This window comes from Streptomyces sp. NPDC016845, assembly GCF_044332585.1.
Taxonomy (GTDB): Bacteria; Actinomycetota; Actinomycetes; order Streptomycetales; family Streptomycetaceae; genus Streptomyces.
In genome coordinates this window covers 1-20,589 of sequence record NZ_JBIRPI010000027.1, presented here as the reverse complement: position 1 = coordinate 20,589, position 20,589 = coordinate 1, and the positions used below count along the sequence as shown (strand labels likewise).

13 protein-coding genes and 3 pseudogenes are annotated in these 20,589 nt (G+C 68.7%); 7 read left to right on the top strand and 9 right to left on the bottom strand.

Annotated features, from left to right (window positions below):
• Nucleotides 1-53: 53 nt before the first annotated feature.
• From ACH4RC_RS36835 to ACH4RC_RS36805, 7 genes are all read right to left on the bottom strand, one after another.
• On the bottom strand, nt 54-4,253 hold the full coding sequence (locus ACH4RC_RS36835) for a NaeI family type II restriction endonuclease (RefSeq protein WP_398208599.1): 4,200 nt from the start codon (nt 4,251-4,253) through the stop codon (nt 54-56).
• Nucleotides 4,254-4,257: 4 nt separating this feature from the next.
• Complete coding sequence (locus ACH4RC_RS36830) at nt 4,258-5,283, bottom strand: AAA family ATPase (RefSeq protein WP_398208598.1); 1,026 nt, start codon at nt 5,281-5,283, stop codon at nt 4,258-4,260.
• The gene (locus tag ACH4RC_RS36825) at nt 5,280-7,442 is read right to left on the bottom strand and encodes a trypsin-like peptidase domain-containing protein (RefSeq protein WP_398208596.1); all 2,163 of its coding nucleotides are present in this window, start codon (nt 7,440-7,442) and stop codon (nt 5,280-5,282) included. Before ACH4RC_RS36825 ends, ACH4RC_RS36830 begins: the two co-directional genes overlap by 4 nt.
• A gap of 1 nt (nt 7,443) precedes the next feature.
• Nucleotides 7,444-7,749: a trypco2 family protein gene (locus ACH4RC_RS36820; protein WP_398208595.1), complete on the bottom strand. Its 306-nt coding sequence runs from the start codon at nt 7,747-7,749 to the stop codon at nt 7,444-7,446.
• 121 nt (nt 7,750-7,870) lie between these two features.
• The gene (locus tag ACH4RC_RS36815) at nt 7,871-8,725 is read right to left on the bottom strand and encodes a hypothetical protein (RefSeq protein WP_398208593.1); all 855 of its coding nucleotides are present in this window, start codon (nt 8,723-8,725) and stop codon (nt 7,871-7,873) included.
• Nucleotides 8,709-9,608 (bottom strand): helix-turn-helix domain-containing protein, encoded by a 900-nt coding sequence (locus tag ACH4RC_RS36810; protein WP_398208592.1) that lies wholly within the window; start codon nt 9,606-9,608, stop codon nt 8,709-8,711. The genes ACH4RC_RS36815 and ACH4RC_RS36810 overlap by 17 nt, the downstream gene beginning before the upstream one ends.
• Nucleotides 9,605-9,817: a hypothetical protein gene (locus ACH4RC_RS36805; protein ID WP_398208590.1), complete on the bottom strand. Its 213-nt coding sequence runs from the start codon at nt 9,815-9,817 to the stop codon at nt 9,605-9,607. The genes ACH4RC_RS36810 and ACH4RC_RS36805 overlap by 4 nt, the downstream gene beginning before the upstream one ends.
• 619 nt (nt 9,818-10,436) lie before the next feature.
• On the opposite strand from ACH4RC_RS36805, the pseudogene ACH4RC_RS36800 reads away from it, so the two are divergent.
• From ACH4RC_RS36800 to ACH4RC_RS36790, 3 genes and pseudogenes are all read left to right on the top strand, one after another.
• Nucleotides 10,437-11,066 (top strand): annotated as a pseudogene (locus tag ACH4RC_RS36800) (DnaB-like helicase N-terminal domain-containing protein); the annotation flags it as partial.
• 63 nt (nt 11,067-11,129) lie between these two features.
• Nucleotides 11,130-12,023 (top strand): annotated as a pseudogene (locus ACH4RC_RS36795) (hypothetical protein); the annotation flags it as partial.
• Between the two features lie 196 nt (nt 12,024-12,219).
• Nucleotides 12,220-12,489, top strand: coding sequence for a DUF317 domain-containing protein (locus ACH4RC_RS36790; RefSeq protein ID WP_398208705.1), 270 nt, complete (start codon nt 12,220-12,222; stop codon nt 12,487-12,489).
• Between the two features lie 178 nt (nt 12,490-12,667).
• Here the strand turns inward: ACH4RC_RS36790 and ACH4RC_RS36785 are convergent, their stop codons facing one another.
• Nucleotides 12,668-13,564, bottom strand: coding sequence for a transporter (locus tag ACH4RC_RS36785; protein ID WP_398208588.1), 897 nt, complete (start codon nt 13,562-13,564; stop codon nt 12,668-12,670).
• 940 nt (nt 13,565-14,504) lie between these two features.
• Here ACH4RC_RS36785 and ACH4RC_RS36780 point away from each other — a divergent pair.
• Genes ACH4RC_RS36780 through ACH4RC_RS36765 form a run of 4 tightly spaced genes read left to right on the top strand, consistent with a single transcriptional unit; the run spans nt 14,505 to nt 17,925 of the window.
• Nucleotides 14,505-14,816, top strand: coding sequence for a trypco2 family protein (locus tag ACH4RC_RS36780; RefSeq protein ID WP_398208587.1), 312 nt, complete (start codon nt 14,505-14,507; stop codon nt 14,814-14,816).
• Between the two features lie 3 nt (nt 14,817-14,819).
• The gene (locus ACH4RC_RS36775) at nt 14,820-15,233 is read left to right on the top strand and encodes a trypsin-like peptidase domain-containing protein (RefSeq protein WP_398208585.1); all 414 of its coding nucleotides are present in this window, start codon (nt 14,820-14,822) and stop codon (nt 15,231-15,233) included.
• Nucleotides 15,155-16,915: a hypothetical protein gene (locus tag ACH4RC_RS36770; RefSeq protein WP_398208583.1), complete on the top strand. Its 1,761-nt coding sequence runs from the start codon at nt 15,155-15,157 to the stop codon at nt 16,913-16,915. The genes ACH4RC_RS36775 and ACH4RC_RS36770 overlap by 79 nt, the downstream gene beginning before the upstream one ends.
• 5 nt (nt 16,916-16,920) lie before the next feature.
• Entirely contained in the window at nt 16,921-17,925 is a 1,005-nt protein-coding gene (locus ACH4RC_RS36765) for a hypothetical protein (RefSeq protein ID WP_398208582.1), read from the top strand.
• Between the two features lie 460 nt (nt 17,926-18,385).
• Here the strand turns inward: ACH4RC_RS36765 and istA are convergent.
• Nucleotides 18,386-19,757: pseudogene (gene istA / locus ACH4RC_RS36760) on the bottom strand (IS21 family transposase); the annotation flags it as partial.
• Nucleotides 19,758-20,589: the final 832 nt, after the last annotated feature.

Genomic DNA, 20,589 nt, shown 5'->3' with positions numbered 1-20,589 from the left:
CTGGGCCTGCAACGCCGACAGCCGGAGTGTGCGTGCGGCGCTCTGCGCGCCGACTAGTGCGAAGGCAACGCCGGAGCGGGGTGTTCACGGTCTTCCGGAGAAGCCAGGGACCACAGTCGGCCGTCCACCTTTGCAACAGGCTTACCCGACGCAGGCGCGGCTGGGACGACTCGAGCGCTGACGAACTCTCCGTCCCTTGGGACCGGAAGGCCGAGCTGATGGGCGATGCGCTGGTGTACAGCGAAGTCGCCCAAGATGAGGATTCCTTCGTCGCGAAGTACCGACCGGGATCCACCGTTCCCCCGGACCCGCCGCATGTAGTCCTTCTGCCGAACCACGGTACGGACCGTATTGACGCCGATCAGGCGTCCTTGGACACGCCGAAACAACTCGTTGACCCTTACCTGACCCGACTCGCTCCCGAGGACCGCCTCGCGGTCGCTTTCGGACATGTGCAGCAGGATGTTCTCCGGGAGCTTCATACCGCGCCACAGCCAGAAAATCTTGTCGCGATGCTCGGTTGCGAGCGATCCCTTTCTGTCGGAATTGCGCCGAGTCTTCAACCACTCCTGTCTGACGCGCAACAGGCCGGCACTCCACCGGCTCTTGTAGTCGTCGACCCAGACCAGCAGGCAGATGCGTCCCAGCATCTCGGGAGAGAACATCCAGCCGCCGTCTTTGAGGCTGAAACGGCAGTCGACCTCGACGCCTGCGACGCGGAAATCCATCGTATGACCGTCCTCGAGAACGAACTCGCGCTGGATCGCGACGGGCACCAAGCCCCCGAGGTACGGGATCTCCGCCTTGGTCAGCTGCCGCAAGTCGTATCGACCGGTCACCTCGCCATGCAGAACATGGTCGATGGCATCTCGTAGGACACGCCCCATACGCGTACCGTCCGGGTTCATCTCCCGTACTGCGTCATGGACCGCGATGAGCTCGGCATCGTCCGTACCTACGCTCGTGAGCCTTTCCACCACCTCGTCCGCAGTGGCCGGCCGGTCCTCGGGCTCGACCGCCAAGAGTTCCATGACCAGTCCTGCGAATTCGGGAGGAAAGCCGGGGGGCAGTTCCGGTGGAGGCTGCGGAGGTCGGTGGTTTCCCGCTTCCCGTGGGCTGCGCGCGGTCGTTGCGGGCGGGGCGGCGCCAGTAGCCATTGCATAGAGCAGAGCACCAAGTGCGTACAGGTCGCTTCGGTGGTCGACGGTGACGTCGGCGGAGTGCGGCAGGCCGGGGAAGCCCGAACCGGGGTCTGTCAGCAACACCCGGCCGTCAGGGCGCAACACCAGGGCCGAAGGGCTGAGGTCCAGGTGCAGCAGCCCGTTGCGGTGGTATTCCGCGAGCACTCCCGCGATCTGCACACCGACTTCTCTGATCGTCTCAAAGGGGAGGGCGCCGGAGGCGGTATCCAGCAGGTGTCCCAGGTCCTCGCCGTCGACAGCATCCGTCACGAGGTACTGACGGCCACCGTGCAGTCCGTAGCCCGTGACACGCACCATCTCGGTGTCCAGTGCGGCCAGCCGTCTCGCACCGACGAAGAATTTCTCCTTCTCGGACACTTCGCCGCCCCCTGGCGCGGTGAAGAGCTTGAGGACGACATCACGGCCGTGCGGCTCGTCCGTCGCCCGCCACATGGTCGACACGGCTCCGGCGCGCTGTCTCCGCACCAGCCGGTAGCGTCCCTCGACCAGCGTTCCCCTTTCGGCAGGAATGCCCTGCCCACGGCTCAGCCTCCGTATGGTCTTCTCGGAAGTCACTGCCGCGCCTCCGGACACGGCAAAGGCAAACGCCTCTGCCAGGTCGGTGGCAGAGGGTCTGCGGGCGAGGTCCTGCTCCAGACAACGCCGGAGAAGAGCCCGCAGTAGCACCGGGCCGGCCCGGTGCTCGGTCAGGGGGCCGCGCTGCGATTTGTCGGTCCTCGGATCGCTCCACCGTCCCGAGAGAAGAGCCAGCAGCAGCGCCCCGACGGCGTACATGTCGCTCTGCGGCGTGAGCGACCGCCCGTCGTCGTCCGCCTGCAGATAGGTATCGCTCAGGGGCAGAACGCCGCGGTGAGCACTGTCGACACCGTCGACCGTCGCAGTGGCCCAGCCGACCAGCCGAACATCGCGGTCGTTCACGAGAACGGCCCGTGGGGAGATTGAGCCGTGCACGAGCCCCCGGGAGTGGGCGAGGGCAACAGCCTCCGTCAGGCCGAGACCGATGCGCAGGAAGAGTTCTTCCGGGACAGTTCCCCCGTGTTCCTCGAGCACCACGCGCAGGTTCGGCGCAGGCGGCGAGGACGGGTCGTCCGCGCGGCGGTGCACGCAGCTCGCCGCGATCCATGGCAGCTCTCCCGCGGTGTGCGCCGCGGCGCCGAGGAGGGCAGGGGTGTGCGTGCCCCGCATGCGCGACAGACACTCGACCTCCGTCCGGACGAGGTCCCGCGCAGTTCCCGGTTCGCGGGCATACAGCCTGACCGGTGCGCGGACCGTGGCGACAGTGCCGTCCTCGTCCTCGGCCAGATACATCGTCAGGTGGGCCCAGCCCTTGGCGCTGCGCGCACGGAGCCGGAACCGGCCGAGCCGTACCGGGTCCTCCCGCCGCAGCTTCACCCAACCGGCCGGCGGGACGGCGACGAGCGGCACACGCGGCACTGGTGCCACCGGCCCGGCACCGGCGGCGGGCGGAATGCCCAGTCGGGTGAGCACTTGTTCTCGAAGCCAGCCGAAGGAGCGCCCGGAGTCGTCGACGACGGCAGCGCCGTCCGGGTGGCCGACCCATGCAGGGAAGACCGGTGCGCGGCCGACCGCGGTCTCGATGCGTCGCGTCACGGCCTCGGCGGTGTGCAGCAGTTCCCTCGGGGAGACGGCGCTGAGGAGAAGGCGCCGGGCGTCGTCCGTGAAGTCGTATCGCCGGTGATGCGGCAGCCGTTCCGCTCCGTCGGCGTCGAACTCGTGCATCAAGCCCCCCAGGAACACCTCCATGAGGTGGCCGAGGTCCGTTGGCGGTCCGAGGGCCGCCTGCACCAAGCGCATCACGGGCGGCGTCACAGGAGTGACGGCCGCTATATGGGCTGCGAGTCGGTACGCCTCGGGGGACGCGGCCTCTTTGTAGCGCAGCACCGCTCCGGCGGCGTCGCCGTCCAGGGTGTCGTCCAGGGCCCGGCCGGAGCCGGCCCGGCCCCCCTCCCACAGCGGGAGCAACGCGGTGCCGCCGGGTGAGGCGACGAGCTTGGCCCAGTCGGCGACGGCCGCGGGGGTCGGCGTGAGGACGGGGACGGGCACGGAGTCGAAGCGGACGAGGTCCGGCGGCAGGTCCGGGTCGGTGACGTGCCATGCGTGGGTGGGGCCGCCGCGACGATGGGTGGTGACCTGCCAGCGTCGTGCGCCGATGCCGGTGCTCGCCCAGAGCCGGGACGGCAGTGCCTGGACGATCGCGGTGGGACCGCAGCGTCCCCAGCTGTCCATCACCTGGCGCATGCCGCCGTCCCGCCACGCTTCGCCCACACCGTCGCTGACGACCAGGACAAGGGTGTTGCCGCTCGGGTCGCAGAGGGCCTCCGGCGTCAGGAGCCGGCCGCGGTGGCGGTACGGGCTGGTGCGCAAGGACGGGGTCCCGCTGCGCGCGTCGAGTCCGTACACACGCACGTCGCGAAAGGCCCCGGCCCGTTCCATCAGGGCCCGGACATCGGCGGCGAGCCGCTGCCAGAGGACCATGGAGACGCCGTCGTCGACGACGAGGGCCAGGGACAGCCAGCGGCTGCGCACCGCACGCGTGACGGTCTCGGGCACACCTGTCTCGGCAATGGCGGCGACGGTTCGCGGGACGTCGAGTTCCTGCTCGCGTCGGTCCGGGAAGCGCTGCCGCAGCGGCCGGAGGGATCTGCCGAGCCCGAGCTGCCCCGCGCCGAGGGCACTGCTGTCCGGGATGCGGAGGGCAACCGCCGACGACGGGCTCGTGGGCCTCTGCGCGTCGTCGTCAGAGCCTGGCCGCGCCGATGCCAGGAGCGGACGTGCGGATGGCTTCCCCACGGACTCCGCGACGGTCGGCTCTGACGCGGGCTCCGGCTCCGTATCGTCCGCCGGCACCGTCGGTTCGTCGTGGTGCGGCTCGCTGTGCCGCTCCGAGGACGAGGCGATCACGCCGACGGAGCGCGCCAAGGGTCCGGAGTCCCGGGGCAGCTTCCCAGCGAGCCAGATGGCGTCGAGGAGCTCCTCGTGGGAGAGCTCTGCCCCACTCTCCGCCAGGACCTTCGTCACGCGCGAGATCACGGCGTCACATGCCTCCGCCGAGACGGTGCAGGACGCCCTGAAGGAGGGAAGCCGCGTCGAGGTTCACGCCTCCCTTGCGGAGGAAGACGGCGTTGAGCAGCTGATCGGTGGCCAGTTCCCCCTCGGCGCGGCGTTCGAGGAACTCCCTCAGCAGGTCGTCCACGTCGTCGAGGGCGTCGGGGCCGAGGTGCGCGGCGACGATCTCCCGGAGCCGCTGCTCATCGGGCTCGGGCAGGTCGAGGCGGACGCAGCGCCGCAGGAAGGCGGGCGGGAACTCCCGTTCGCCATTGCTGGTGATGACGACGACCGGGAACTCGGCGCAGCGGACGCGGCCGCGTGTGACCGGGGCCGTCTCGTCCAGGTCGTCGGTCCGCACCTGTACGGGTGCCTGACTCGCGGGCAGCCGGGCGAGTTCGGGGATGGTGAATTCGCCCTCTTCGAAAACGGTCAGCAGGTCGTTGGGCAGGTCGACGTCACCCTTGTCCAGCTCGTCGATGAGCAGCACACGGGGGCGCTGCCGGGGCACGAGCGCGTTGCCCAGGGGGCCGAGGCGGATGTACTGGCCGATGTCCGGTTCCGTGCCGTCGGCGTCGCGCCGCAGGCTCGCTTCGCGGAGCCGGCCGACGGCGTCGTAGTGGTAGAGGGCGTCCTGAAGAGCGGAGCGGCTGTTCACCGGCCACTGCAGGACACGGCCGAGCGTCATCTCGTGAGCCAGGGCGTGGGCCAGCGAGGACTTCCCGGTGCCAGGCTGGCCGGTCACCAGGAGGGGCCGGCGCAGGTGGAGTGCCGCGTTCACCACCTGTACCTCGTCGGGGCCGATGAGATAGGGCCGCGGGAACGGGACCCCGTTGCCGGTCACGGTCTCCTTCCGGTCGAATCGGCGCCACGGAGGCGCGGCGGGGAACGGCACCTCACGGCGCTCGCCGTCACCGCGGAACAGCCACCACGCGTCGCCTTCACTGTGAGGAGGCTCGCCGTGGGACGGCGAGAGCCGGGGGCTTGTACCGGCCAGGGGGTCCGGTGTGGTCATGACGCGTACGATCCTCTCCGCGGGTCACTCAGTCGAAGCCGCTCGGGCCTCGGGAGACTGCCTTCCGGTTCCCATACGAGCGAGGGCCGTGCCCGCCGCTCCGCCGGGCAGGCCGCCGAGCCGCTCCGGAAATGCCGGACCCGCTCGGCCAGTCCGTCCAGATCGCCTGCGGGAGCCAGGACTTCCAGTCCTTCCGCATCCTCGTAGCCGCGGGCGTCCCGGTCCCACAGCAAGACCGGGACTCCCAGGGCGAGACATATCAGTGCCCAGCTCTTGCGCTCATGGACGGGGCCGTGGAGGACCACCCGCGCGGTGTCCCGATGATCGGTCATCAGCAGATGCTGGAGCTGTCTGGCGTCGCCGGCTGACCTGCCGGTGACGAGCACCGACGCGCGGCCTTTCTTCCACCGGCGTGCCTGGTCGCCTTCGCGTGCCGGCCTCTGCCCGGTGAGTCCCGGACAGCTCAGGGAGACCCGGTAGTGCGCTCCGATCGGCCATGTCAGAAGGAGGTCGTCGCGCGCTGCGGGCTCCCATTCGTCGACGGCCAGGTCGAGCCCCTCCCGGTCGACCACAACGGTCACCCACGGCACATGGTCGCCCTGTCCCGGCTCCTGTGAGGCGGCGAGCACCGCCTCGCTCAGGCAGCCGGCCACCTCCGACGGGGCCCTGGGACTCGCCTCCGCCTCCTTGAGCACGCGGTGCGAACCGTCGTCGCGGACGAGGAGGATCCGGACCCGGTACCTGTCGTCCTCGGCGGCAGGGTCGTGCGCCAGCTCCATCACGATCCGCGACACCGGCGACGGCGCGCGCTTCGCCCACTGGGCGGCGTCCGCACGCCGCTCCCGCAGGGCCCCGACGTCGACACCGAGCCGCTGGGCGGTCTTTTCCGACCACGCGCGCAGGTCATCGCCCAGCCCGTCGCCCACGGCAGCCGCCACGTACTCGGCGAACCGCAGGAGCGCCGGCACCGGGAAGGCACCTTCGGAGCCGCTCACCGAGTCGGACAGGTCCTCAAGGCCCTCGACCACGGCGCCTATGTCGTCCTCGCCGAGCTGGTGGCGGGTGAGGATCTCCGGGAGCGCGGCGTACCGGAGCGCCTCCCTGGCCGTCCGGGGCAGCAGCGCCGGCTGTTTCTCGCAGACACGGCCCAGCAGACCGGTCAGGGAGACGTACTCGTTCACGGAGAGCAGCGATCCGCAGTCGAACACCCTGCCCCATGAGAACAGTCGTGTCAGAGCGGCCCTGGTCGCCTCCTGCGCACTGCCCGCGACGGATTCACCGAGCGACGCGAGGGCCCGGGGATGCGCCGTGATCAGCGCCACCAGGTCGGCGGCGGTGGGCTCATACCCTTGTGCGTCGTAACCCAGGTCGCGCGCCAGGGCCCGGGCGTGGTCGACACGGGCGCCGGGCTGCGGGAACAGCGGCGCCAGTAACGTCTCCAACTCGCGCTCGACAGCCGAGCGTTCGGCGACGGGCCCGGCCTTGGGCAGGCACGCGCCGACCTCGCTGAGCGCGGGAGCCCGACCGGTGTGCTCCTCGACAAGAGTTACGAAGCCTTCGTCCCCCGCGAAAGAGGCCACCGGCACGGCGATCAGCCGGCGGGCGCCGTAGGCGTGCGGCTCCTGGGTCACGACACCGACGAGGTGACCGCCGCAGAATATCGCCGCCCCCGAGGCCCCGCCCCAGGCGTTCCGGCCGTCGGTACGGGCGGTGGGGGCCGGGCCCTGATCCAGGACGTAGCGGTCCTTGCCTCCGGAGAGGACCGGCAGGACACCGCGCAGGTGCTCCGGATCCCGGGTCTCCCCCTTGGCGGCCAAGGGGTAGCCAAGACCCTCGTAGTGCAGCGGCGCGCTGCCCGCCGGGCAACCCCAGCGGACGGAGCCGGGCGGATCGATCTCACCGTCGATCCGCAGCAGCGCGACGTCCAGTCCGTCCGGATGGGACCACGCCACCTCCGCTCGCAAGCGCGTCGACTCACCGTCACGGTGATGCCCCACACTCACGGTGATGACCGGCCACACCGTCCCGGCCTCGCGGTCCTCCAGCACATGACGGGCGGTCAACACAAGCCGCGACGCGATCAGATAGCCGGAGCCGACGGTGACGCGCCCCTCAGGGGTACCCCCGCTGCGGATCAGCGCCAGTCTGCGGCGATCCACGTCACTCCTCGTCCGTAGACCCGAACTCGTCATCGCCGATCTCCGGGCGCGCGCCACCGCGGGCGCGGTCGTTGACCGACAGTTTCAGAACCAGCTTGTGCGTACGGACGCTGGACTGCTCACCCCCCGCCCCCACCGCGACGACCCCGAAGGCGAGCTTGCCGTCCGCCTTTGCGGTCTTGCGCAGTTCGAGTTGCAGCTCCAGCTGCGCCTCTTCGACACCGAAGCCGAACTGTTGATGCACACCGAGCCGCTGCACCTCGTAGAGCTCCTGACGCAATTCCTCGATAGCCGCGGCCAGCCCCATACTCGACACTTTCGCCCCCGCCCCCCGTTTTCAAGCTCTTCAGAGAAACAATACGTCGCCGTACGGTACAACGCGTACGAGACACCGCGACGTCATACAGGGACGGCCGTCGGACCTGCCATCAGGCGCGATCTGCCGCGGCTCTACGAGACGTGACCAGGCGGACCACAGATCGGCCGGCCGGGGTAGGCCGGGAGGGAAGGGGTCGGCTGCGTGCGCGAGAGGGCGCGGCAGCCGAGGCAGGACTGTGGGTGGGGCCGGCCTGTGCACTGAGTGACCGGATGTGCTGGGTGAACTCCGCGTCGAGTAGCGGTAGTTCGACGTCGTCGTCGACGAAGGAGGCGGCGCGCGTGACGTAGGCGACGGCCTCGTGATCATTGGTCGCCGGACGCTTGACGTAGGGGCGCTCCAATTTCAGTTTGCGCAGAATACGCAGCGTGGTCGGCAGGCTGGTGTCGGCGGGGGAGGTGGGAACCATGCCGGTGAGACGGTTGACCTGGAGGTCGGTGTCGGTCGGCGTAGCATGCGGTGTCTGGTGTTGCCACCAGGCGGCGGTTGCTGCCTCTCCCATGGACAGGTGCTGGAGGTAGAGGCAAAAGGAAGCGGTGTGGTCGCCAGCCCCGGCGGCGAACTGCCACCAGAAGCGGGCACCGTCGTGGAAGCCCCCGATCTGCAGATAGCAGCCCAGAGTGCGGGCGCTTTCGGGCTCGAGTACGAGGGTGTGGTCAAGGAAGTCCGTGAGGTGCTCGATTCCGGCGTGCTCGATGAGGGTCTCGCACAGGGTCCTCAGGTCGCGGCGCGCGTCCGTGCTCGCGTTCGGCCGCTGGAGCTGGTTGCCGACGTCCGTGCTGAAGGCCTGTGTCGAGTCGCGTGAAGTGCAGTCCGCTTCCCCGATCGCGGCTTGGGGGTACTGGTAGGCGAAGTCGTCCGTGCGCAGGCGCGCGCGGAGGAGCATCTGGTCAAGAACTGTTGTCACCGGGTTCTCCTTCCGGAGTGGAACGGCCAGGGAAAAGCTGGGCGTCGAGTGCGCGGCTCGCGTGACGCGCGATCGAGCGGACAGTGGGCAGGTGCAGTCCCATCACATCGGCCACGGCCGTTTCTTCGAGGCCGTGGATGTGGAGCAGAACCATGACGTCGAGCTGCTGGGCGGGAAGCCGACTGATGGCGTTGTAGAGCTTGAGGCTCTCGTTGATCTGCAGTACGCGCGCTCGGCCGCCGGCGACGTCCCGTAACGCCTGAGTGGCGAACGCGACCTCGGCCAGTGCCGGGTGCCCGTCGATGTGCACCGTGCGCTCCAGCACCGTGCCGCGCAGCATCTTCCAGACGAAACGATTCACGTTCGCACTGGCGACAGCTTCGTCCCACACGATCAGCAACAGGTTGAAGACATCCGTCACCGCCCGGGCCGCCTCCGCTGGCCGCCGTCGGAAGGTTGCGGCGTAGGCGAAGTAGATCGCCCGGTGCTCGGCCTGGAAGGCAGTGAAGTTCACCGGCGTCCGCTCCAGGTCACCGACGACGCAGTCGTTGATCCAGTGCGTGCGTTTGTTGGCTTCCCTGGCGGCCATCGCCCACATGGTGCGCAACGTCATGATCGAGGCGGATGGCCAGCCCAAAGCGCCAAGGAGGGCGCGGATGAACTCCCAGCGTGGATAGCGGCCGGCCGCCCGCAGCAGTTCACTGATCTTGGAGCGCGACCAGCCGGTGTTGCGCTCGAGTTCTTGCAGGGTCATTCCGCTGGCCAGGAAGGCATCGCGCAGGGGTTCCAGCCAGGCACGGTGAGTGGGGCCGGCCTCGTCCCTGATGGGGCCCAGCTTGCGACCGGGCCTTCCACCGGCAGGTGGGGGAAGCACACGATTCACTGATCATGCTCCTGTCCCCCGACGCCTCTTTCGCTGGCGGAGGGCTGACTGCCGCGCTGATGGGCACTGATGATCTGTTGTGCGCTGAGCGCGATCGTGGAAACAAGTGTCACCACGACGCTCGTCGCCTGCCCCATGGCGGTCAATGCCACGCACAGCGCCACGAGGCCGAGGACCACCGTCACGCTCACTGCCGTTCGATTGATCATGGGAAAACTCGTCTGCTCCTCATGAGGGTCCTTGCAACAGGCTCTGTTTGTCCGGGAGTTGCAGCCCCGTGGCGTTTGCCTCGCCCGTATTCATCGGGGCCCGTACAGCTTGCTGGCCGCCGCAGGGCACGGAAGGCAAAATCACCGAATGGGGAACAACCTCGGCGCGCACAAGCACCGAAACGGTGGCAAGCAGGTCGAGCCCTCGCGCATATATGCGTACTGGTGACCGAAGGGGCAATGTTCCCTGTTCCGCTTGCGCGGGCCGGGCTCCGCCGTGCGCAATAGACGGTGGGACATACGTCCTCCTGCGGGAGCCGTCTGCAGGCATCCCTGTCCGGGATATATGGGCCCCCTCGTATTTGCCGCGAGGGGGCTCGCCACTTGGCTCGGCCGGGTTGTCATGGATCCGGCTCGAATCCCGCGGCACCGGAGCCGGGCCGTCACAAGGCGTCCGGTGAACAAGCCCATGGGGGCGATCACGCCATTACGTCGCCCCGGCGGACACACTGCGCGGAACCGCCTCGCAGCCACTGCGCTCCTGCGACAGGTCGCCGTTCAACGCATCACCTGTCTTTTTGAGGCTGCAGGAGCTACAGAGGCTGCACGGTCTGCACAAGGACCGCCGCGGGCGGGCGTGCTGCCCCGCACCGCGGCACCGCGGCACCGCCGCCGCCCGCCGCGCCCGATCCCGCAGAGGCCGTGAAGGAGGAGCAGATGCTGCTCGCCACCGCCACGGCCCACCCGGCCGAGATCGACTCCGTGCGGTGGCTGCTCGCCGACGACCTCACCCTGCCGCTGCACGCCGGCCTGTGGCAGTGCCTCACCACCCTGGCCCGCCGGCCGCGAACCCATCGACCCCGTCACGGTCTTGTGGGAAGCCCAGCAGCGCGACCTGCTCAATGACGGCAGTGAACCGGGCGAGATCCTCCGCATGCTGGCCCAACCGGCCGGACCCGTCGAGCACTGGGGTGAACGCGCCCTGCAGCGCTCCCTCCTGGCCACGGCCGAGCACACCGGCCGACGCATCGAGGCATACGCCGGTGATGCGGCGAACACGCCGTTCCAGCTCGTCGTCGGCGCCCGCCGCGCCCTCGCCGACATCGCCACCATCCGCACCCGCTGGCAGCACGCCACCGCACCCCTCGGTGGCCCGCCTCCACGTCGTCGACCGGGGCCCACTACCCGCGCCGGCCCGCCGACCACCACGGCGGCCCACGCCGCCCGGTCCGTGCGAGCACCCCGATAGCTCCCGCACACGCCGGTGGCCGGACCCGAAGGTCCGGCCACCGGCAGAACAAACGAGCCCCACATGACTGCTGCCCTCGACGCCCAGGTCCGCCTCGACACCCACCCCACCCACCCACCCGAGCGCCGTGCAGGCCGTCGTGACCGGCAGCCAGGCCCGCATCGCTCTCGTGGCTCTGGAGGCAGCCGACTGGAGCGTCGCCGCGACAGGCGTCCTCATCCTGGCCCGCATCGATCACGAGGAGCCCTACTGGGCCGCCGACGCCGCGAAGCACCTGACGGCCGAAGGCATCACCGTCGAGATCGCCCCCGGCTCCAGGAGGCCATGGCCGAGGAATGGACCTGGCCGAACCACCCGATGCCCTGGTGCACCCGCAGTGAAATCCGCGAGATCTCCGACCAGGCGCAGAAGATCCACGACGACATCCGCCACGGCCACCTCCTGATCCACGCCCACGCCCGCGACGGCGACACCACCGTCGCGGTCGGTACTTACCTCCACCGGGGCGGCAAGTCCGTCTACCTGCACGGCGAGGACCACCTACGTCAGGTTGCCGACACCTTCGACTCGCCTGCGATGGCGCTGGTGGCCTTCGAGAAGGTCCACGCGGCCGAGATGCGCCCCGGCCCGGCGCCCCTGACCGACACCGAACGCGCCGCACTCGCAGCGCGTTCCGTCTTCGACGTCACCACGGCCAAGTCCAAACCCTCGCGCCCGGAGCCGGATACCGTTCCCGTCTACCTGGCCGATGCCGGCGACCACGACGCGCTCCTCGACACACACCGGGAGTTCGAGAAGTGGCGGACCTGGTCGGATGACACGACCCACGCCATTCACAAATCACAGACCCTGCGCATCGAACGCATCCACGAAACCCAGGCCCGTGAGACCGCCTGGACCGTGGCTGCCTACGAGACGCCCGTCTCCGACCGCCTGTGGCACCTGACCGCTACCAGCGACACCCCCGCCCCCGTGCTGCAAGCTCTCCTGCTCCACCTCGGCGACGGCGATGGCTGGGACACGGCCATCGCCGGCCCGGTGGACGAGAAGGTGGTCACCGAAGCCACGCAGCCGCTCACGGAAGCGGGGTGGAAACACACCTTGACCGGCCACGGGATCCGCTGGACATCTCCCGACGGGCAGGCAGGCATGCATGCAGTTCGCCCCCTTGACCGCTCAACACGCCCAGAACTCGGCGACCTGGACCATCTGGGCCGCCACCGGTCCGGACCGGCCCACCTGGGCCATCACCGCATCCCCGCACGCCCCGAGTTCCCTGCTGGCGGGTCTCGCAGAAACCCTGGCCCAGGAGACCGGCACACGCGAGGTCCGGCCGAACCGCGAGCACGGAGCCCGTCTCACCGCCAGTGCGCCGGCAGCTCCGACGGTCCCCGCAGGCCGTCCCGCCAGCCGTTCACGCTGATCGTCGGCCCGCACGAGCGGGGCAACATAGCGCGGGATCGCCGGTTGGCCAAACCGGCGATCCCGCGGACCATAGACAGTCCACCGCCACCCCCTGCCCGGACGTCGAAAGGAACCGCCCACGACCGCAGACACGGCTCGAAGCGCAGCTCGCCGGGTGCCGTGCGGCGGGTAGCCGTTCACGCCGCCGCGTAGCTCGCCCGGAACAGCTCCTGCGCCCGCTCCACGTCCCGGGGCGTACGGAGCTGGACCTCCAGATCACCTGCCCCGTGATGGCCGAGACCGGACACGTCCCGGGTGAAGCCCGCAACGAGGTCGACGTCCTTCGGGTCGACCTTCAGGTAGACCAGCAGCTTGCTGCGCTGCGGCGGGCACAGGCAGGCGAAGTTCCGCAGCCGCTGATAGGCCCGGTAGGTCTTGCGCTCTACCCGGTTCACGCCGTCCCCGAGCCCGAGCAGGACCTCGTCGACCGCGATGGCCAAGTCCGCCATGGCCGCGCCCTGGACGCCGGCCGCTGCCCGGGCAGCCGCCTGGCGCCGTGCCCGGCGGGCCACCTGCATGCCGCCGCTCACGGAGGCCACGGTCTCAAGGCCGAGCAGGTCGCTGCCGAAGAGTCGGTAGCGGACCAGGTCGATCGATCTCCGGTGCTCGCGTACGGCGTGCACGTCGTAGCGGGTGAAGTCGCCGGCGATGCAGATCAGGCGCGGGCCGCTCCACAGGACCTGGGACGCGGCCGTCACCCCGAGCCGGTCGCGGACCAGGCGCTCGAACTCGGCTCGGTGGTCCATCAGCCAGGCCAGGTAGAACAGCCCCTGGTTGATGACGCCGGCGTCCGTGCCCCGCTTGTACTCGACGATGACCGGCGAGCCGTTCTCATCCAGCCCCAGCGAGTCGATCCGGCCCCCATGCACCGGTCCGGTGCTGTACTCGCTGGCCAGGAACCGGACGCCCAGCAGCGTCTCCATGTGCGCCTCGACGAGACCCTGCACATCGGCCTCGACCTCGGCCAGACGCGGCATGACCTCGGTCATGCCGCTCTTCGTCGTGTCCGTGCGGAACAGCTTCAGGCCCGACACCTTCCCCCCCTCGGCGCGAAGATCACCAACGCCGAGAGGGTGCGAGATTGTTTCCGCGAGAGGCTTCGGAGGCGTGAAGATGATGTGAGACCCTACGTACGGCCCCATCGGGAGCACTCGCGTCCCCCGAGTCACCGGGAACCCAAGTGTTTCCCCATGCGTCTCCCGCGCCCCGGGGGACAGCGATGGGGAGCTACGTTTGCGCAGGTCACCCCCCTGTATCTCAGTGGATAGAGCAAGTGCCCTCTAAGCGCTGGCTACATCCCAGGACCAGGCTGGCACCTGCAGCTGAGGCCAGCTGAACCGTCGTGTTAACACGCGAAGTTGAGTAAGCGTGCTGGTCAGACTGTCGCGGTGACGGGTGCGGCGCGTGTGGCGTGGCCAAGGCGGTTGGCTTCCTTAGTCATGCGATGTATGGCGCGTTCGCGCGGAGCGGACCAGCGTGCCGGCTCGAACAGCTCACACGTGGGCGGGGCGCCTCCACCTGCGCTGAGCGAACCAATTCTGGACGGACTCGGCGTCACCCTCGAGCGGGACACCCCCGCCCAGGCGGAGGTGTCCCGGCGTGGACGAGGCCTCCGACTGAGTCAGCGGCCGGGGACGCATCGCCGATGCAGGAGACTCGATGTCACACTCCATAATTAGTTCGCGCCGCCGGACAGCGCCTCGGTTCCCTTGGAGCACTGGGCGCGCTCCACGCTCGAGGCCTGGACGCGGTCGATCTGCCCGGTGAGATAGGGATCGGCGGCTTGAACGCCTGGCTGTCGTGCACACCCGGGCCATGATCGGTTCACCTGCTCCTCTCTGAGCCGGCAAGACCGTTCGGGGATGTGATGCGCCCAAGCACCTACTGCGAACGTGGCCCGAACGGCCCTGTCGGCCGGGATGATCCCGATGGGACAGTTACCCACTGTTGCCCGGACGGGGGATGTGGGGAGCCATGAGCGACAGACCCTGGGTCGGTCTTGCAGAGGCGGTAGCCGCAGTCCGAGCAGAACTGCAACGGGCCGCCGAGGAAGGGGCCGGGCAGAACCTGCACTTCAGAACGGGCGCGGTGGAACTTGAGTTCACTGTAGACGTCCGCACCGACGCAGAGGGCAGGATCCGCGTCCTGGTGCTCCCGTGGACGGCCGAGGCCAAGGCCGCGCACGCGAGCGGATCCGTGCACCGGCTGAAGGTCGTGCTGCAGCCCGTCGATGACCAGGGCCGCGATGCGGAGATCTCCTCCTCGCTGGCCCAGCGTCCGCGATGAGCCATGGACATCTCACGCGTGGTGCAAACGTGGTGTGCATCCTCCGATGACCCGGAGGGCGGAGGCCGGGCCGGCACCGGCTACCTCGTGTCGTCGGAGCTGGTGCTCACTGCCCAGCACTGCGTGAATCTGCCCGACCCGGTCATCGAGGTACAGCGCCCCAGCCCCGACGGCAGTGCTCCCTGGTACCGGGCGACGGTCCTCGCGGCAGGCAACACGGACATCGCCCTTCTGCTGATCGACGATGCGCGGTGGGCGCCTGGCCGGATCCGCAAGGTGAGATGGGGCCGCATCGACGTATCCCCGCGGGCCTCGGGGACCGTATCCCCTGCCGGGCCGTGGGTTTCCCGGACGCGGAGCGAACCGAGGGCGCGCTGCGCGACACGAAAGAGATCAACGGCACCATCGAGACCCTGACCGGCTACCGCGCAGGCAGCCTCGCCATCCACGTCAAGGACAGCGCTGCCCCGAAGGACAGTGTGCGCGGCACCTCATGGACCGGGGCTTCCGGGGCGGCGGTGTTCTGCGAGCCGTGGCTGGTGGGGGTCCTCACCACCGCACCCCACGACCGGTACGCCTCGGACGCCCTGCGCGCCGAACCGGTTGCCAGGAGTGCGGCATTGCTGCGTGCGGCTGGTCTGCGCCCGACATCGCGCCGGATCACGGCTGGGCGGGTCCGATGGGCCAGGCGCTGGTGGCTGGTGTGGGCCGGTGCGGTCGTGGCCGCCGTGATCGTGGCGGGGGCGCTGTCCGTCGGCGGCGCTCAGTCCCCGCCCTTGTTCCGCTTACGCCAGTTACCCAACGTGGCCGTCGCCGGACTGGTCAGCCAGGACCGGACCCAACAACGGGAGGTTCTGGAGGACGTCTCGGTCGGGCTCGCCGACGAGCTCGCCACCGCGCTGCCCGGGGTCGAGGTGCACAACTACGCCTCCGAGCACCGGCTGCGGCTCGGAGAACTGGCGGAGCCCGCGCATCGGGGGCTCGACACCAAGACCGCCGACTTCCTCCGTCGGACCAACGCTGCCGTGGTCGTGGGCGCACTCGTCCGCACCAACTCGGGCGGCCAGACCGAGGTTCGGCCCGCCCTTCATGTCCGGGCCGACCAGGTCGTCGACGCGCCGGAGCTTTCCGGCTGGTATCTCGGCGAGCCGCTGGTGACGGACGTGGGCTGGCAATCCGCCTCGGGACGCCGCTCGGTTGTGGACCGGCTGGTGGCGCGGGTACAGCGGCTCACCGTCTTCGTCAGTTCCCTGGACCTCTGGCGGCGCGGACGTACGACGGAGGCGGAGAAGGGACTTCACAAGTTGGTCTCCTCGGAGCAAGGGGCAAACACGGGCGGCGACTTCGTCGGCCCGGACCTGGTACGGCTCTTCCACGGCCACACACTCGTGCAGCAGGTACTCGAGGGGCCGTCGGACTCGTGGAGTTCGGGACTGCGGGCTGCCGAGGCCGACTACCGGACAATCACGAGGGGCTCAACGCTTCACCGACGTGCCCTCCTCAGCCTCGCCAACGCCTCCTATCTACGGGCCGTCGGACCGGCGCCGACCTGCCGTAGCGGCGACGTCTCGGCCGCGGGACTGGCGGATGCGGCGAGCATGCTGCGGAAGCTCAAGGACGACGCCGCCTTCACCGACATCGGTCGGCTCAAGGCGGCGGTCAACCTGGCGCAAGTAGAGCAGTGCCGCATCACCGCGGGGCTGGTGCCCGACGACAGCAGGGTTGTCCAACTAACCGAGCGCGTGCGCGAGTCGCATGAGGTGGCCGGGGGTCAGCAGTTGCGCGCCCTCGCCGCATCGGTGGCAGCGACCAACGCCGCACACCGTGGGGACCTGCGAGGTGCCATCAGGACGATCGAAGAAGCCATCGCATTGGAGAGCCGCTTCGTCACGCGCGCGCTATGGAAGGGCCTGCTGGCTGCATGGAGCTATCGTGCCTGCGACCTTTCCGCCGGCGACCGCGCACGCCGCGAGTCGCTGAGCCAGCTCGAGGCCGGCGTGGCGGACGGCCAGATACCCCTGCCGCGGCTCAATAACTACCGGGAAACGCTCGAGGCGGCTCACGCGAAAGCGGTGCAGCAGTGCATATCGAAGGGGTAAGGGGAATGGCGGTCAGCCGCAAGCGTTCGGTCATCAGCACGCTGGTGCTACTCGCCGCCCTTGCGGGCTGCACGTCCGATAAGAGTGACACGCCTGACGAGAACGACCGCCCCGACAGTCTGACGCGCTCGGCCGACCCATCCGAGGGCCGCCGGGACAATGACGACAGGGACGGAAACGGGGACGAGGACGAGGACGAGAGCCAGGGGCAGGGGCAGACGTCCGCGGGCACGGGGCAGGGAGATGTCGATGTGTTGCTGGCCGACCAGATCACGTTGTTCGGCGCCGGTAATGGGACAGCGACCGACTGTTCCGTTGACCGGCCCGCGCAAAGCCCAGCTGTTTGGATGGTGAGCACCTCGGAGCTCCAGCTCGTCGCGCATGTCTCCCTGTGCCTTGCGGGTTTCGGCACAGACCAGGAGATCGACGTCACGGTAACGGCAGGTTCGCGCAGTTACTCTGTGACCGCGATGCCTGGACCTGGACCGGTTGATTTCCTGCTGGACCAGCCACCTGAGACACTTTTCGACCAGGACAAGTTGCCCATGTACGACATCGGAGACGGAACTCTGCAGAGCGGGATGTGGACGTTCGTACCGCCTGACTCGGCACGCGCGCAGATCGCTGCCGCAGGGGGCGTCCGGTTCTCTGCCACACAGGGGGACACGCGAGCGACAGGGGATCAGCCGATCGCCCTCCCGGAGGAGCCCGACCGGATATGGCTGGATGCTGAAGCCTCCATTCTGCCCGACCCGGGGTTCTCACACCGGCTGGTGGTTTTTGGCTACGAGCCCGGTCGGCGCATCCCGGTCGGCCTTTATCGAGTGGAGGAACCCGGCAGCTCAGAGGGAGGGGCAGTGCTCGAACGGCAACTCGGTATCATCACCATGCACTCCTCGCGCGTCACTGTTTATCAGGTCCCTGCCGACGCGTTGCAGTTTTCGACTGGCGGTCGCGGGTGCATCACCGTGCCCATCGCCAAGCAGTACAACTGCCCTTCCGTTGCCTGATCGAGAGCCCCACCAAAAGATGGACTCCACGGTAAGGCACTGCTCGTCGCTTTATGTGTTTGACATGAAGCCGGGTGAACGCGTCCCTTACGCAAGCTGCCTACTCACCCTGACGTCGCGGCCGGCCAACTGGCTCGTCGAATCCTTTTAACGCCAGGACATGAGGGATACCGGGCGAAGGAGCTCGGGGCTGCGAGCCTCAAAGTCCGGAGCTCGGGCGTGCGTTGGCCGGTACCGTCCGACAGGCACCACAGCGTCAGCCGACGTGGATCAAGAACAGCAGCGACCCTCCTCCTGCCCGACTGTGAGGGCCGTCTTCGCTGCAGTCGAGTTGGGTCCGCTGCGGCGAGTGATGATTGCGTGACTGCCAGCTGGTGTTCGGCCGTCGGCCACCAGGTGGCTTACCCCAACCCTTGTCGACGTCCCAACCGCCTATGGCGAACAGGGTTTCACTATTCGAGTTCGCGGTCCTTGCGGTGACCGCGGCGGTGCCAAGAGCGCGGTCAACTTCCGCTGCCGAGTAGAGTTTCGCGGGCGCGACGGCCTCAGCCATCTTCGCCTTGATCCGGCGGGCTCCGGCCGCCCCGGCCTCGATCAGCCACGACGCAGCACCAGGTCCGAGCTGCAAGAACGCGGCCTCCTCTGCGGAGGTCGCCCGCGGAGTGCGGTCGGCTTCCTTGTCCTCGCGCGGCGGGTAGTGGTGGTCATCGGTCAGGACCGGGCTGCCTGGTTCGCCGCGGCGGTGACGGGCAACTTCGCGAGCCGAGCCGTCCTCATCGACCGCGGTGACGATCAGCTCGTCGCCGTGGAAACGGGCCCAGACCCGGGTGTCGATCAGCTCGTGCGGGACCGAGTAGCGGACCGTTTCGACCGAGATCGTCGACTCCCAGGTGACACGGCGGGTGGTGCCGAAAGTCGCGGTGAACGGCTTCCGTGGCAGCGGGTGAAGACGCTGGCGTTCCTCCGCGAGCCGGTCGATGGGCTTGCTCCGAATCGCGCGGTGAGTGCGGGAGTTGACCTCGTCGCAGAAGGTCCGGCAGGCCGCTTCGAGCTCACCGAAGGTCTTGTAGTTCTCGCGGAGGTTCACATCCTTGGGGACCAGGTCGGCCTTTGCGATCTTCACCGTTGACTCCGAGCCGCCCTTGGTCTCGGGGTCGGCCGGCAAACACGTGCGTATGGTCGTGCCGTAGTGGCGGACGGCCTCGACGATCTCTGGATTGCGGACGGCGATCCCGGCGACATGATCGGTAGTGACTGTCTTCTCGTTGTCCGTGAGTACGAACGCCGGGACCCCGCCGATCCGGCGGAACGTGGCGTCCAGAGCCGCGGTGACCGTCGGCAGCGTCTTGTCCCAGATCGGGATGACGACGCGGAAATGCGACCAGGCCAGCCAGGCGCAGAACAGCGTGGTCTTGCGGCCCTTGATCACCGGGCCGTCGCCGAAGTCGTACTGAAGCCATAGCCCGGGCTCGGTCACCCACGGCCGGTAGATCCGCCGCCGACCGGCCCTGAACTGGGCCTTTGCCTCGGCAACAGTGCGGCGGGTGGTGCGTTCCCCGCCCGTGAAGCCCATCGCGGTGATCCGCTTGTGAACCACGTCCGCACGGACCTTGCCCTGCGAGCGAACCACCAGTTCCTCGATCTTCGGCAGATAGTCGTCGATCGCCCTCGCCCGGTGACGGTGCTGGGCCGGGGTTCTGCCCGGCGGCCCGCATCTTCACATACCGGGCCACCGTGTGGTGGTCGCACCCGGCCAACTCAGCCGCCGCACGGTAACTCCCCGTGAGGTCGTATGTCTCAAGGATTTCCATGATCTCCCTGCTGTTCTTCACCCGCTCGAGCGTCGCCGAGCGGGACTGCCTGAGGCGATCGGGGAGAGAATCTGGCCGTACGCGGGGATCCCGAGGCCATGAGTGGGGCGGTAAATGGCCACCTATGGGGAGCTTGTCATGGCCGCCGTCGCATTTGCACGAACGGCACACCCTCGCACACCGGAACACAGCCGCTGCGCCTGACTTGGCAGCTCCTTTGGGTGCCTGAAAGGCGGAACTGCAGGGCGTTCGATGCATCCGGTCATGCCAGGACGACGCCGCTGCCTGCGCCGACATCACCACCGGCCACTGCGGCTACGAAGCCGTGCCTACCCCCGCCGAGGAACAGGCGTGCGCCGCGGGATTGTCGACATCCCGTGCGGACCGCCACGGGGCGGCCGTCCCTGCACCCGTTGGGACGACCCCGAGGCCCGCCAGGGGCCTCCGCCGCTGGTTCGCAAGGACGCGAACCTGCATTTCGCGGACGATCAACCTCCGCCAGATCCGCATTGGCATGAAGATACAGAGCTGCGTGACGACGGCTACGTCGTTCTCTTCTGTCTTGTCAAGTTCCTACAACAAGTCGTGAAGTGTCTCGTCGCTCCACACCTGTCACACAGATCGCAGCCCATAGAGGTCAGCAATCAGAGTGTGCCGCACCGATCGATCCAACTGCGCAGCGACCGGTGAGCTGCGTTAATCATCCGCCGCAATGAGCTGACACCTCGTCAGGAAAGTCAGCATTGGGTCAGCATTACCGGTAGTTCGTTAAATCCGGCGGTATAGGTCAATGCCGTGTCCGGTGGTGACTGCGTCGAGCAGGGCCTGGAGCTCGGAGGGCGGGTCCTTGTCC

Coding starts and splice junctions, on each gene's coding strand:
- ACH4RC_RS36765 (WP_398208582.1), top strand. CDS start 16,921: ATGGCGGTCAGCCGCAAGCGTTCGGTCATCAGCACGCTGGTGCTACTC.
- ACH4RC_RS36820 (WP_398208595.1), bottom strand. CDS start 7,749: ATGGGGCTGGCCGCGGCTATCGAGGAATTGCGTCAGGAGCTCTACGAG.
- ACH4RC_RS36805 (WP_398208590.1), bottom strand. CDS start 9,817: ATGATCAATCGAACGGCAGTGAGCGTGACGGTGGTCCTCGGCCTCGTG.
- ACH4RC_RS36780 (WP_398208587.1), top strand. CDS start 14,505: ATGAGCGACAGACCCTGGGTCGGTCTTGCAGAGGCGGTAGCCGCAGTC.
- ACH4RC_RS36830 (WP_398208598.1), bottom strand. CDS start 5,283: ATGACCACACCGGACCCCCTGGCCGGTACAAGCCCCCGGCTCTCGCCG.
- ACH4RC_RS36775 (WP_398208585.1), top strand. CDS start 14,820: ATGGACATCTCACGCGTGGTGCAAACGTGGTGTGCATCCTCCGATGAC.
- ACH4RC_RS36790 (WP_398208705.1), top strand. CDS start 12,220: ATGCAGTTCGCCCCCTTGACCGCTCAACACGCCCAGAACTCGGCGACC.